Consider the following 15,347-nt stretch of genomic DNA (forward strand, 5'->3'; position numbering starts at 1 on the left):
GTTGTCTCCTTTTATCTTTTTTTCTTTTGATAAGGGGTATTTTCTAAAGGCAGACTTGGTCGGAGCTGACCATCCAAGGCAAAATATGCGCCTGCTAAAGCTGGTGCGGTAGGGATCGTTGCTAACTCACCTACGCCTTTAATTCCATAAGCTAAACCTTCGTGAAGATTGTCAGCATGAACCAAAATTGTTTCGATTGGTGGTACTTGAGTGGCGTTCACTAATCCTAGCGTTGCATATTTTGCTTTAACATAGCCTTCTTCTAAGGCAAATTTTTCAGTTAAAGCATACCCCATGCCCATCGCAATCCCACCTTCAATTTGACCTTCAGCAGCTCGTGGATTCACCACTTGCCCCATATCATACGCAGCCACAAATTTAGCTACTTTTCCTTTGTCATCTAGAATAGCTACTTCAGCAGCATAACCATAACCAGCATGACTAACTGGACTTTTTTTATCATTAATTAACGGATCCGTTTTCGCTGAATATTCCCCATAAAATTCTTCGCCTTCCAAATCGCTTAAAGCACGTCCCATATCAAGTTCATACCGTAATTGCATTGCCGCTCTTCTAGTTGCTTCTCCTGTGAAGAGTGACTGCCTCGAAGCCGTTGTTGTTCCTGAATTCGGCGTTCTTCTCGTATCAGGTGCTTCCGCAACAATCATTTCTGGTGGTAAATTTAATGTTTCACAGGCAATTTGCGTCGTAACGGTTGCCATCCCTTGACCGATACAAGCAGCACTTGTGCGGACATGTATTTTTCCTTCTTCAACAGAAATAATACAACGCCCTGTATCAGGTAGCCCCACACCCACGCCACTGTTTTTAAAGAAACTAGAAATTCCAGCAACTTCCGCTTGTTCATAGACGTCTTTAACTGCTAACAAGGCTTCTTTTAACGCCGCATTTTTCGAGACCAATTGTCCATTCGGTAAAGTATCTCCTGGGGCGACGGCATTTTTAAAGCGTATTTCCCATGGTGATAGTCCGACTTTTTCTGCTAACAAGTTTAAATTACTTTCAATTGCAAAAGCCGTTTGGCAAACACCAAATCCACGAAATGCACCTGCTGGCGGATTATTAGTATATACAGCAAACCCTTCCACATCAATCGTTTGATACTTGTAGGGACCTGCCGCATGTGTACAAGCCCGTTGCAATACCGGTCCTCCTAAAGAAGCATAGGCCCCAGTATCCGCATAAATCACTGCTTTCATTGCAGTTAAATTGCCTTCTTCATCACAGCCGGTCGTAAAGTCCATTTCCATGCCATGGCGTTTGGGATGAACCATCAAACTTTCTTCACGGCTTAGCAGTACTTTTACTGGTTTCTTCAATAACCAAGCGGCTAAGGATGCATGATGCTGAACACTCATGTCTTCTTTTCCACCAAAACCACCACCAACAAGTTTTGATTGAACATGAATTTTTTCCTTGTCTAGCCCTAGCATCCGAGCCACTTCCCGTTGTTCATCATAGATACTTTGACCCGCACTAAAGAGTAAAATGCCCTCACCTTCAGGTTGTGCAATCGCACATTCGGGCTCCATAAAGGCATGTTCATTAATTGGTACGGAATAATGTTCTGTCACTACAAACGCAGAATTTTCTAACACTTCCTCTGCATTGCCACGTACCAAGTGTTCATGAGACAAGATATTGCCCTTTTCATGAATAGCTGGTGCACCTTCTGCTAAAGCAGCTTCACAAGAAGTAAGCGGTATCATTTCTTCGTAATCAACTTCCACTAAATTTTTTATCTCTGGTAAGGTTTCTTTTCTTTTTGAAACAACGAGTGCTACTGCATCCCCAACATACCGTGTTATTTCTCCTTCTGGAATCATTACATCCCAATCGGAAATAAATTCTAAATGACCAATTTTATTATTTCCTGGAACGTCTTTAGCTGTGAACACAGCCACACAGTCAGGATGCGCCAATGCTTGGGTACTATCGATTGATAGAACTTTTGCGCGAGGATAGGCACTCCGCAAAGCAGATGCATGAAGCATTCCTTCTATGTCAATATCATCTACATAAATCCCTGTTCCTAAGGTTTTCTCCACTGCATCGACCCGTTGGAAGTCTTCCCCTAATTTACCATTTGAATGTTCTTCTGGAATGCTCGTTTCTTCACAAAACATTTTAGCAGCTAACTGAATGGCTTCTATTATTTTCACATATCCTGTACAACGACAAATGTTTCCTCGTATAGCTTTCTGAATGTCTTCTTTTGTGGGTTCGGGTTTCTTGTTCAATAATCCTTGTGCCGAAATAACCATCCCAGGGATGCAATACCCGCACTGAACTGCACCCGTTTTTGCAAACGCATAGGCATAGACATCTTTTTGCCGTTGGCTTAAACCTTCGATTGTCGTGACTTCTTTACCAGCTAATTTTTCTAGAGTAAACAAACATGCTTTGGAAGCCTTTCCATTTACTAACACCGTACATGCACCGCAAGAGCCTTGGTTACAGCCATCTTTTGTTCCAGTTAGGCCCAGATCCTCCCGCAAAAAGTCCATTAATTTTTTGTTTGTTTCACAGGTTTCACTTTGACCATTTACAATAATTGAATACATTTCTTGCACCTCGATTTCTGATATAGTTTAGTGTTCAATCACCTAGATTATACCACAAATCTTCGTTCTAAAAATTATTTTTTAGCAAAAAAAGTTTTTTATTTAATTTAAAGGTCCTCATTATTGATAGCGCTGTTGAATTAATTCTCCCGCGATGCTAATCGCTAACTCTTCTGGTGTTTCGGCTGCAATATCTAAGCCAATTGGCATGAAAATTCTTTCAATTTCAGTCATTGTATAACCGACCTCTTTTAACCGTCGAACTTGTGAAGCAATTTTGTGTTTGCTCCCCATCACACCAATATATTTGGCTGGTGTTTCCAATAACTGTTTGGCAACGATGAAATCAAAATTGTGTCCTCTGGTAATCACTATACCATAATCGTCCGCCGTTATTTCAATAAACGCAGCTAAATTTTCTAAAGGAATCACCCGTAGTTCTTCAGCTTGTGGAAAAGCTTGTGCCGTCAAAAATTCTGGACGATCGTCCACTACAACGCAATAAAACGATAAATAGTTTAAAATAGGTACCAATGCGCGTGCGACATGACCACTTCCAAAAATATACACTTTCCCTACTTGGAGGATCGCTTCTGTTAAAAAAATTATGTCCTCTTTTTGCTCACAATGGATACCTTTAGGTAGCAAACTTAATTCCCCCTCCCAAGAAGTGGAACCAATCAATTCGCCTGTTTCACTATAAAAGGATACTTTTCCTAAATTGTTTTGATCTAGTTCAGTCACTAACCAACCTTGTTGGTTATTTTGAAAATGCGTTTCTATGGATTCACACAACTCCTTTAAAAATGGCGTTTCCCATGAAAGATAATGGAAAAAAATCGTGACATTCCCGCCACAGACCATACCTAAATCAGCAATATTATTCGGGGCTAAAATAAATTGACGTTGTGCATTTTCTTTCTCAAGAAGTAGCTTTTTTGCCACTTGTTCAGCCTGAAATTCAACCGCCCCACCACCAACAGTTCCGGCTATTCTACCTTCGGCGGAAACCAGCATTCTAGCCCCTTGACTTCGTGGTGTGGATCCTGAACTTGTACCAATCGTTAATAACATCGTGTCTTGCTTTTCCAATATTGCCTGTTTCAAACGCTGAAATACTTCTCTCATTTCAGTTCCTCCGATACTACATCCTGTTCTTTAAAGATTTCTTCAAAACATGCCTCTACCTGTTGATACACTTTTTTCTCAAATAAAAGATATTGATCAATCAACTCTTTTCCTTGATCCGTAACAATTGACCCGCCACCATTACAACCACCAACACTTTTGATAATTAATGGAAAAGATAGCTCTTCTTCAGCTACCCGCACAATCCGCCATGCCTTATTATAAGACATTTTCATCTCTTTTGCCGCTAAGTTTAGTGACCCAGTTTGCTGAATTTTTTGTAAAACTTCGACAACGCCAGGACCAAAAAAGTTCCGATCTGTTTTTAATTTTAAGTTTAGGGAATACGTAAACATCTTCTCCTCCTTTATTCGTTCATTTTTTTATAGATAACGTAAGGGAAAAAGGATACGAAAGCTTACTCACTTTCGTATCAAAAAAAGCAATCTTCACTCAAGTGCTACGCGCTTTTTTGGTTTTAAAATGACATTTAAAAGGACTGCTACCAAAGTGGTTAAGATAACTTCCGAATTACCGAAAATCGTTGTTACCCAAGTTGGAAAACCAGCTAAGCTTCCAGTAGACAATGTGACACCAATTCCAAATGCTAGAGCTGTTCCGACAACCCCAGTATTTCGAGGAGTCATTTCCTGCGAAGCAATCATCCGAATACCTGTCATAGAAATAGAAGCAAAAACTGAAATCGTTGCGCCACCAATTACCGCGTAAGGAATCGTAGTTAATAATGCAGCTACTTTCGGAACAAAACCAGCAATTAATAATATAACTGAAGCGAAAACCAGAACATATTTATTAATCACTTTTGTTACCGTAACCAGACCAACATTTTGTCCAAAAGTTGCCACTGGGATTGATCCAAATAAACTGCCAATAAAGTTAGTGAATCCACTCCCCATAATTCCGCCAGATAATTCTTCATCCGTTGCATCTCGATCCATTGCTCCAACCGTTGTTGCTGTAAATTGACCGATGGCTTGAACAGCATCAACAATAAACATCACCACAAGCGTAAAGATTGGTACCAGTTGAAAATCCAGTCCAAAATGAAACGGGGTAATTACCTGAACGATTTTAGCATTTTGAACTGGCTCAAAACTAACCATCCCTAAAGCTAAAGAAATCAAATAGCCAATAACCATTCCGTTTAAAATTGCGGATAACTTCAAAAATCCTTTTGCAAAATAATTGAAGTAAAAGACAATCGCAAAGGTTAATAATGCAACTAACCAATTCCGGGCTGAACCAAAATCAGCACTACCAGCTCCTCCTGCCATATACTTAATCGCAACAGGAAACAGGGATAGGCCAATACTTAAAATAACCGTTCCTGTTACTAAAGGCGGAAACAACACACGGATTTTTTTAATGAACAAACCAACAATAATAACAAGAATACTGCCAACTAATTGGGAACCAAAAATTGCTGCAATTCCAAAATCAGCTCCGATGGCCATCAAAATCGGTACATACGCAAAACTTGCCCCCATCATAACTGGTAACCGTGAACCCACTTTTCCAAAAATAGGGAAAAGTTGAATTAACGTTGCAACTGCTGAAAAAATCAATGATGTTTGAATCAAAATAGTCGTATCACTAGGACTTAATTGGCAAACTTTGGCAATCATAATTCCCGGTGTGACAATCCCTACTACTGCTGCGACAACGTGTTGCAATCCCATCGGAATTGCTTCAGAAATTGATAGTTTCGCATCATATTCAAATAATGCTTGCTCTTTTTTTTCATTCATAGGATCGTTTCCTTCTTCTTTTTATTCTAAAAGGATTGTTCCCCTTAATCAGTAAAGAATGCAATCCTTTTTCCCTCAGAAACATCTTAAAAATTATCCTTTGACAGCAACTGCTTCAATTTCAAATAAACCATCTTTTGGCAACTTGGCTACTTCTACACAAGAACGTGCAGGCAAAACTTCTGAAAAGTAATTCCCATAGATTTCGTTAATTTTGCTAAAATCAGACATATGTTGTAAAAACACCGTTGTTTTCACAACATTATCATAGGTCATCTCGACCTCTTTTAAAATCGAACCTAAATTGATAAAAGCTTGTTTTGCTTGTTCTTCCACTGTAGTCTTCATTTCGCCCGATTGCGGATCTAATCCTAGTTGTCCAGAAATGTACAACGTATTTCCCGCTAAGACAGAATGTGAATAAGGCCCTACAGCAGCTGGTGCCTGTGCAGAATTAATCATTTTGTTTGTCATCGTTTTCCTCCATTCTATGATTCTTTATTTTCAATTAAAGTCCCTGTTTTTCCAGATAATCCTTCTTTGGCTTTTTCTAATAACGTAATCAATGTTTTTCGACCTGGCTTAGATTCAGCAAACTTAATCGCTGCTTCAACTTTTGGTAACATTGAACCTGGAGCAAACTGACCTTCTTGCGCATATTGTTTCATTTTTTCTGTTGAAACATTCCCTAAGGCTTCTTGATTTTCTTTACCAAAATTAATACAAACTTTTTCAACTGCTGTTAAAATCACGAGCAGATCAGCATCCACTTGTTCAGCCAGTCGTTCACTACAAAAATCTTTGTCGATGACTGCATTGACACCTTTTAGTCGGTTCCCTTCTTGAATGACTGGGATGCCACCACCGCCGCCAGCAATGACTGTTTGGCCAGCATCAACCAATGTTTGAATCGTGAGAAGTTCGACAATATTTTTTGGTTTAGGAGAAGCGACGACTTGGCGATAACCACGGCCAGCATCTTCCATCACTTGTATATTTTTTTCTTTGACTAATTGTTCTGCTTCTTCTTTTGTCATGAAGCGACCAATTGGTTTCGTTGGTTTTTTGAACGCCGGATCATTTTCATCCACGACCACTTGAGTGACTACGGTGGTGACGGCTTTACTTATATTTCGTTGACGCAACTCTTCTTGTAGCGCATTCTCTAAATCATAGCCAATGTAACTTTGACTCATGGCTACGCACATGGATAACGGAACAACTGGATATTGTGGATTATTAAAGGAAAATTCTTCCATAGCTAATTGAATCATCCCCACTTGAGGACCATTGCCATGAGATAAAATAACTTCATATCCTGCTTCAATCAAATCTGCAATCGCTTTGGAGGTCTGTTTCACGGCAGTCATCTGCTCCGTCAAATTATTTCCTAAAGCATTGCCACCTAAAGCTACTACGACGCGTTTGCCCATTGCTTCACCTCATTTTCTGTTTTATAAAAAGGACGATGCTTTTTCTTTTTCACAACGAGTTTTCGTATTAACTGTCTGTTGTCGTTGCATGAAGTCAACGCACATGACTAAGCGTTCTTGACTCGAGACAATCACACATTCATGAATAGACTTGGGAAGGTCTTATTTGTTCATGTTGAAGAGGCAACTTCTAATGATTCATTGTGTAAAGAAAAAGCATCTGTCTTCATGCCAAATTCATTATTTTACTTCTCTTGGTGTCGCTTTATCCGCTAAGTCTGTTAAGGTTTTTTGCGGATTTTTTACTTTACTTAAGAAAATCATAGCCGCAATAACATACGGTTTGTAGCTAGCTTCTTTGTAAAGTTCGACCCGATAACGATCGAAAACAGAAGCTTCCACTTCGCCTTCTTCACAACTAACGCCAGTAATATCAGCTGGTAGACAATGCATATACAAAGCTTTGCCGTCTTTTGTTGTTTTCATCAATTCTTCTGTACATTCCCAATCTTTGTGCTTTTTATTTTGAGAAAGTAATTCTTGTTCTAATTGATCAATTCCTGCTTGGTCACCATTGCCATATAATTCAGTTCGCTTTTCCATTGCCGCAAAAGGTGCCCAGCTTTTCGGATAAACAACATCCGCATCTTTGAATGCTTCTGCCATACTATTCGTTTTAGTAAAGTTTCCACCAAATTCTGCCGCATTTTTCTTCGCAACTTCTTCTACTTCTGGCATAATTTCATAACCTTCTGGATGTGCTAAGACGACATCCATTCCTAAACGGGTCATTAGACCAACAATTCCTTGAGGAACAGATAATGGTTTTCCATAAGATGGTGAATACGCCCAAGTCATGGCAACTTTTTTCCCTTTCAGGTTTTCAATGCCACCAAATTCATGAATTAAATGCAACGCATCCGCCATTGCTTGCGTCGGATGGTCAATATCACATTGTAAATTCACTAACGTTGGGCGTTGTTCTAATACCCCATCTTTATATCCTTCTTGGACAGATTCTGATACTTCGTGCATGTAAGCATTGCCTTTACCAATGTACATGTCATCACGAATACCAATGATATCAGCCATAAAAGAAATCATGTTTGCTGTCTCACGAACAGTTTCTCCGTGAGAAATTTGACTTTTTCCTTCGTCTAAATCTTGAACTTCTAAGCCCAAAAGATTACACGCTGAAGCGAAACTAAAACGTGTTCTTGTAGAGTTGTCGCGGAATAAAGAAATCCCCAAGCCACTATCAAAGATTTTAGTTGAAATATTATTTTCTCTTAAATAGCGTAATGTATCGGCAACTGTGAAAACAGCTTCTAATTCATCTCTTGTTTTTTCCCAAGTTAGGAAAAAGTCATTTTCGTACATTTTTTCAAATTCTAATTTATCTAATTTCTCAATATATTCTTTAAACGTTTCCATTCCATCTGCTCCTTTTTGCTTATCTAATAATCCTTTACTTAACCACAATAGACCGTTGGTAATGCCGCATAAACGGCTGCACAACGAACCAAATCATCTTTCCAAGTTTTTTCATTTGGTGCATGTGCTTGTGCTTCCGCCCCTGGCCCGAAACCAATACAAGGAATGCCATTACGTCCCATAATTGAAACGCCATTTGTTGAGAAGGTCCACTTATCTAACAATGGGCGCTCTTCACGCATTTCCACTGTTTCTACAGAGCCTTTCCGTGTTTCTCCATAGAGATTTTTATGCGTTTCCATCAAGGCTTTTGTTACATCATGATTTTCTGGAATTACCCATGTTGGGAAATAACATTCAATTTCATAAGTTAAATCAGTATAAGAAGGACGATCATAGTTGTACATTGAAACCGTCACATCATCTCCATATTTTTTAACAGCTGGTAAATTGCGAATTTCTTCCAAACAACTTTCCCAAGTTTCTCCAGCAGTCATTCGACGGTCTAGTGAAACGGTACAGCCATCCGCAACAGCACACCGACTTGGTGAAGAATGGAAAATTTGCGAAACAGTCACCGTACCACGACCTAAGAAACGGGCTTCTTGCCACTCTGGATTGTACTTAGGATCTAACATACGAACTAAACCACGAATCGCTGTGCTTTCTGTATCTCCATTGTTGTTTAAGGCACGAACATCTTGTAAGATATCCGCCATTTTGTAAATGGCATTATCTCCACGTTCTGGTGCTGAGCCATGACACGAAACGCCTTTGACATCAACTTTAATTTCCATTCGGCCTCGTTGACCACGATAAATCCCCCCATCTGTTGGCTCTGTTGAAACAACAAATTCTGGACGGATACCGTCTTCTTTGATAATGTACTGCCAGCATAAACCGTCACAGTCTTCTTCTTGGACAGTAACTGTTACCAAAGCAGTGTATTTTTCTGATAATAGACCTAAATCTTTCATGATTTTAGCGCCATAAATAGCCGAAACAATCCCGCCCTCTTGGTCAGACGTACCGCGACCACCGATCTCAGTTTCTGTTTCATAGCCATCGTAAGGATCAAATTTCCAGTTACTCATTTCACCAATTCCGACAGTATCCATGTGCCCATCAAAAGCAATTAATTTTTCACCAGACCCCATATAACCAAGTAAATTCCCTTGAGGATCAATGTCAATTTTATCGAAACCTAATTTTTCCATTTCGGCTTTTGCTCGCGCAATTTTGTTGCCTTCTTCTGCACTTTCTCCTGGAATTTTGACAAGGTCTCTTAAAAATTTGACCATATCTTCTCTGTAACCTTCTGCTGCTGCATTTACTGCATTAAAATCCATTCCTTTTACCTCCATAAAATTTTTTTATAATTGTCTGGATCAGTGTCCCCTTCGGTAGAAAACATTAAAACGTTTGACGTCTCATCCAGTTGCAATGCCTCACGTAATTCTTGATAGTCGGGATCTTGCATCACTGTAGCTACTAAGCCCATTGCTACTGCCCCAGATTCGCCTGATACAACTTGCGGATCCCCTTTTAATGGCGCGCCCAACATACGCATTCCTTTTTCAGAAACCCAATCTGGCGCTGAAACAAAGAAGGATATATGATTTTTTAGAATATCAAAAGAAATCGTATTAGGTTCTCCACATGCTAAGCCAGCCATAATTGTCTGTAAATCACCATCGACAAAGCGAATTTCTCCGTCTTTTTTAATTGCTGATTGATATAAACAGTCAGCCGCCTGTGCCTCAACTACGACCATAATCGGTGGGTTTTCTGGAAAAGCATTAGCAAAATAACCAATCACTGCACCAGCTAAACTGCCGACACCAGCTTGAACAAAAACATGACTAGGTCGTTCAGAGCCAAACTTTCTTAATTGTTGAGAGGCTTCTAACGCCATCGTTCCGTATCCTTGCATAATCCAAGTCGGAATTTTTTCATATCCGTCCCAAGCGGTGTCTTGAACCATGACACCGTTTTCAGTTTCTTCGGCCATTTTATTAGCCATTCGCACACATTCATCGTAATTAACTTCTTCGATTGTGACGGTTGCGCCTTCTTTTTCAATATTTTCTTTTCTCGTCTGTGTTGAACCCTTCGGCATGAGTACAACTGATTTTTGGCCTAATTTATTCGCAGCCCAAGCGACTCCTCGTCCATGGTTGCCATCAGTTGCTGTAAAAAACGTAGCTTGTCCAAAAGCTGATCGTAATTGATCAGAAGTTAATTCATCATATGTTAGTTCCGAAACATCTTTCTTTAATTTTTCGGCAATATAGTTAGCCATGGCAAACGAACCACCTAATACTTTAAAAGCATTTAAACCAAAGCGATAAGATTCATCTTTAACAAAGAAATCATTTAACCCCAGATACGCGGCCATATGATTCAATTCTGCTAATGGTGTTTCTGAATACTGTGGAAAACTTTTGTGAAAAGCCAAAGCTTTCTCAATTTTTTCTTTAGACATCAGAGGTAAGTACTTATCCTCCGTCTTCGGCATTTCATTTGCTGTCCATTTAATTTTTTCCAAAAATACTTCTCCTCCTTCTATTTTTAAGTTGCTTTACGAAAAACAAATTTTCCTTGATTTGCCAAGATGACTTGCCCAGCTTCAGCAACTTTTTGACCTCTTAAATAAACCATTCGAGCCTGTCCTTGTGTTTCAAATCCTTCATACGGCGTATAATCGACATTTTGTAACTGCGTTCTCGCAGCAATCACGCCGGTTGTTCTAGGATCCCAAACAACTAAATCGGCATCACTGCCTTCTTGCACCACACCTTTTTGTGGATACATCGAGAATTGTTTAGCAATATTTTCAGAAAGCAGAGCAACCATTTTTTCCAAGGTGATTTGGCCCTTCGCCACACCTTCCGTGTAAATTAATTCTGGTCTCGTTTCAACACCTGGCATCCCATTGGGAATTTTACTAAAATCATCTTTGCCAACTGTTTTTTGTCCGTGAAAATTAAAACTACAGTGATCTGTCGATATTGTATTGATTGCCCCCTCTTTAATTCCTTGCCACAAAGCCTGTTGATCCTCTCGTTTGCGTAGTGGCGGTGAGCAGACATATTTTGCTGCTTCAAAATTAGGCGCATCGTACAAGTGATCATCTAGTAAAAGATATTGAGGGCAAGTTTCTACATAAACTGATTGTCCTCTTTGACGAGCCCGTTCCACCGCTTCTAATGATCGTTTTGTGCTTAAATGCACAATATTAACCGGCAAATCAGCCATTTCCGCTATCATCAAATATCTTGCTACCGCTTCTGCTTCAACAGCCGCCGGTCTTGATAACGGATGATAGTGCGGGGCTAACTTTCCTTGAGAAACATATGATTGGATTAATTCATCTACTAAATCACCATTTTCACAATGAACACCTAACATTCCATTAACTTTTTTTATTTCCTTCATCGCTTCAAAAATTTCCGCATCTGTGGTCCGCAAATTATCATAAGCCATATACATTTTGAAGGAAGTAATACCTGCAGCAATCATTTCCTGAATTTCAGCAGCTATCGTTGGTTTCCATTCAATCATGGACATATGGTAAGTATAATCACATGAACTCTTGCCTTCAGCCAATTGATTCCAAGTAGCTAAACAGTCTTTCAATGAGCCGCCTTTATTAGGTGTAGCCATATCAATAACCGTAGTCGTACCTTTGGCCACCGCCGCTTGGCTTCCAGTGGTAAAGTTATCCGCCGTACTTAACGAACCTTTGCCATTATTTAATTCCAGATGCGTATGCGCATCAATAAAGCCTGGTAATACATAACACCCCGTAACATCCTCAATCTGAGAATTTTCTACTGGTAAATTTGCCCCCATCTCTACAATTTGCTCGCCGTCAATTCGAATATCCAATTGACGACGATTATATGCAGATACGACGGTTCCACCTTTGAGCAGAATAGACATTTATTTATCCCCCAGTCGTAAATTTCCTTTTATGCTTGCATACAATAAGCATATTCTTCAATCATAGTTACCATTAATGCAATTAAATCTTCTGGTACATCTAATCCTTGATCTGTTAATTGAATTGTTGACACCGTTCCCCATAGACGCAGTAAACAAATTTTATCCACAGGATTTTGAACATAGAAACCTGAATTAGTACTGTCATAAAAATCAGCTTCACTGTTAAATAAGGTAAATTTGTCTTTGTAAGGGGCACTTGCATAAGGGCAAAATGTTTCACAGTTACCACATTCGTTACACATCCGATCAACATGGACAATTTGTGGTTTTCCTTCGACATACACAACAATATTTGCTCGGTTTGGACAGACATCCATACAAGATTCACAAATTGTGGAGCATTCTAAGCAACGACTAGCTTGACTACAAGACATCTCGTCTGTCACAAGGATACCCCGTTTGTTTCTAACAAATGCGACATCACTATTTAAATTATCTTTTTCATAGTGATGATTGTGGACAAGACAAATATTATTGGCCGCTTTGGTTGCATCAGCGATTGCTTCAACAATTGTAGCTGGTCCTAAATTAGCATCACCAATGACATAGACGCCTGGTATATTTGTTTCCAATGTTTCTTGATTTGAAACGACTTTCCCATAGTTGTCTGTGTGAATGCCTAATGCTTGGTAAAATTCTGTATCTACTTTTTCACCAACAGCGGCAATCACTGTATCAGCAGGAATATCAATCATTTCTCCTGTACCAATTGGTCGACGGCGTCCAGAGGCATCTCGTTCACCTAGGACCATTTTTTCACAAGTTAATTGTTGATTTTCATGTTTAATTGGCGAAAGTAATTCTAAAAAGTCAACGCCATCTTCTAAGGCTAAATAAAGTTCTTCTTCATCTGCTGGCATATTGCGTTTATTCCGACGATAAACCACTGAGACTTTTTTAACACCAGGTAATGTTGTGGCTGCACGAGCACAGTCCATAGCTGTATTTCCGCCACCAACGACGACAATCTGTTCTCCGTAAGGATTAATCGTTGGATTTTCTCGGTTTGCTTTTAAAAATTCTAACGAGTTCAATGCTCGACCAGATTCTAAACGAAGGACCCCATGTTTCCATGCACCAATGGCATAAATAACATTCGTATAGCCTTGGTTTTTCAATTCTGCCAATGATGGCGCCTCTTGTCCTGTACGGAATTCAGCTCCCATAAATTCCGCTAACTGAACGTCTTTTTGAACAGATTCCATAGAAATTCGAAATTCTGGTACAATCTGGCTACAAACGCCCCCAATTGTCTCGGATTTTTCAAACACAGTAACAGGCATGCCTTCACGTGCTAATAAATACCCAGCAGAGATCCCTGCAGGACCTCCACCCACAACAGCTGTTTTAGGTGCATTTTCTTTTGGCTGTGGCTTTTCTAGTGTCGTCAATAATTCATCATAGGCATGTTCAGCTGCTTCTAACTTCACTTCCCGAATATGAATAGATTCTTCATAAAATTGACGTGTACATTTAGTCATACAAGGATGTGCACAAATGGTTCCAGTAATAAAAGGCAATGGATTTTTATCGACAATTACTTGCAAGGCCTTTAAATAATTACCTTCACTTACATAACGAAGGTAAGCAGGAATATCCTGATTGATTGGACAACCACCGTCACTTCGACAAGGAGCAATATAACAATCTGTTAACGGAACTGTTTTTCTTAGTTTGGTACTTTCTGGTAATTTAATTGACTTTTGGTAACGTGCTTGTGTTTTAGCTTTCTCAACAACTTGGGCTAATTTATCCAAGTTGACATGAACCATCTGAGGATATTCTGCTGCGCTTAATACATTAGCAACTTGATTCATTCGTTGATAGCCACCGGGTTTCAACAGCGTCGTTGCCATAGTGATTGGCCAAATCCCAGCATCAAATATTTCTTTACTATTGAAAATATCTGCACCGCCAGAATAAGAAATTTGTAGTTTCCCATCAAATGCTTCTGATAATTTTTGTGCCAATGAAATACTAAGAGGAAATAGCGAACGTCCTGACATGTACATTTCATCACCAGGTAATTCATTTGCTGCAATCGTTACCGGGAAAGTGTTCGTAATTTTAACTCCGAAGCTTAGATTTTTACTATTGGCTAATAATTGCAGACGTTGTAACATCGGTACTGCTTCTTCAAATTGTAAATCTTCTTTAAAATGGTGATCGTCAAAAACCATATAATCAAACCCTAGCTCATCCATCGTTTGACGCGCATATTCATAACCTAACATGGTTGGATTACATTTAATAAAGGAATGGAGCCCTTTTTCACTTAATAAATAGGCCGCAATTCGTTCAATTTCGTCTGATGGACAACCGTGTAAAGTCGACAACGTAATAGAATGACAGACTTTAGGACTAATTGCTTCGATATATAAGTCATCTACTTTTTTAAAATAAGATAGATATTTTTTGGCAGCTGCTTGGCATTCCGCCCAAATCGGCGTTCCTTCTGCGTTCTGCATTTCGTTAATATAACGATCAATTTTTGGTGATTGAATCCCTGCCAAATCATAGCCAACACTCATGTTAAAAATGAAACCATTCGGGTCACCTAGCTCAAACTCTTTACTCAGTAACTTCAAAACAAACCATGCTTTGACGTATTCATCATAAGCTTGAGGAACGCGCAATTCTGTGGACCACTCAACGTTGTAACATTCATCCGCTGCTGCGATACATGGTTTACTAACTGGTAAATCTTCTCCATCCAGTATCTGGACTGTCTTGACTTCAAAAAAACGAGAACCTGTTAAATAGGCCGCAATAATATTTTGTGCTAATTGTGTATGAGGACCTGCTGCTGGACCACAAGGGGTTTCCATTTTTTCTCCAAATAACGGAATCGTTTTTGTAGGATCCGCATGATAAAATTTACGAATGCCAAAAATTGTGCCATCTTGTTGATACTCACTAAAAATCCAATTTAATAAAGCCTCAATTGAGATGGGATGCATAATATCACTCATTAACGTCACTCCTTTTAT

The 15,347-nt window shown here is 39.4% G+C and carries 11 protein-coding genes; all 11 read right to left on the bottom strand.

Annotated features, from left to right (window positions below; genetic code table 11):
* Positions 1–11: 11 nt before the first annotated feature.
* Positions 12–2,585: a selenium-dependent xanthine dehydrogenase gene (gene xdh, locus IGI63_RS05935; protein ID WP_002410254.1), complete on the bottom strand. Its 2,574-nt coding sequence runs from the start codon at positions 2,583–2,585 to the stop codon at positions 12–14.
* A gap of 120 nt (positions 2,586–2,705) precedes the next feature.
* Positions 2,706–3,713, bottom strand: coding sequence for an XdhC family protein (locus IGI63_RS05940; RefSeq protein ID WP_002397107.1), 1,008 nt, complete (start codon positions 3,711–3,713; stop codon positions 2,706–2,708).
* Entirely contained in the window at positions 3,710–4,069 is a 360-nt protein-coding gene (locus tag IGI63_RS05945) for a winged helix-turn-helix domain-containing protein (RefSeq protein ID WP_002356595.1), read from the bottom strand. Before IGI63_RS05945 ends, IGI63_RS05940 begins: the two co-directional genes overlap by 4 nt.
* A 93-nt stretch (positions 4,070–4,162) precedes the next feature.
* Positions 4,163–5,482: a nucleobase:cation symporter-2 family protein gene (locus IGI63_RS05950; protein WP_002356594.1), complete on the bottom strand. Its 1,320-nt coding sequence runs from the start codon at positions 5,480–5,482 to the stop codon at positions 4,163–4,165.
* 93 nt (positions 5,483–5,575) lie between these two features.
* A complete protein-coding gene (locus IGI63_RS05955; RefSeq protein ID WP_002362244.1) occupies positions 5,576–5,956 on the bottom strand; it encodes a RidA family protein in 381 nt (126 codons plus the stop codon).
* A 14-nt stretch (positions 5,957–5,970) separates the two neighbouring features.
* On the bottom strand, positions 5,971–6,915 hold the full coding sequence (arcC, locus tag IGI63_RS05960) for a carbamate kinase (protein ID WP_002367131.1): 945 nt from the start codon (positions 6,913–6,915) through the stop codon (positions 5,971–5,973).
* Between the two features lie 240 nt (positions 6,916–7,155).
* On the bottom strand, positions 7,156–8,349 hold the full coding sequence (gene ygeW, locus IGI63_RS05965) for a knotted carbamoyltransferase YgeW (RefSeq protein ID WP_002359643.1): 1,194 nt from the start codon (positions 8,347–8,349) through the stop codon (positions 7,156–7,158).
* A 38-nt stretch (positions 8,350–8,387) separates the two neighbouring features.
* Positions 8,388–9,713 (bottom strand): YgeY family selenium metabolism-linked hydrolase, encoded by a 1,326-nt coding sequence (locus IGI63_RS05970; RefSeq protein WP_002362247.1) that lies wholly within the window; start codon positions 9,711–9,713, stop codon positions 8,388–8,390.
* A complete protein-coding gene (dpaL, locus tag IGI63_RS05975; RefSeq protein WP_375343736.1) occupies positions 9,704–10,897 on the bottom strand; it encodes a diaminopropionate ammonia-lyase in 1,194 nt (397 codons plus the stop codon). The genes IGI63_RS05970 and dpaL overlap by 10 nt, the downstream gene beginning before the upstream one ends.
* 23 nt (positions 10,898–10,920) lie before the next feature.
* Positions 10,921–12,294 carry a dihydropyrimidinase gene (gene hydA / locus IGI63_RS05980; RefSeq protein WP_173951346.1) on the bottom strand — a complete coding sequence of 458 codons (1,374 nt, stop codon included), beginning with the start codon at positions 12,292–12,294 and terminating at the stop codon, positions 10,921–10,923.
* A 29-nt stretch (positions 12,295–12,323) separates the two neighbouring features.
* A complete protein-coding gene (ygfK, locus tag IGI63_RS05985) occupies positions 12,324–15,329 on the bottom strand; it encodes a putative selenate reductase subunit YgfK (protein WP_002400915.1) in 3,006 nt (1,001 codons plus the stop codon).
* Between the last annotated feature and the right edge of the window lie 18 nt (positions 15,330–15,347).

The sequence above is a fragment of the Enterococcus sp. DIV0086 genome, from assembly GCF_050498705.1.
GTDB classification, from domain to species: Bacteria; Bacillota; Bacilli; order Lactobacillales; family Enterococcaceae; genus Enterococcus; species Enterococcus faecalis.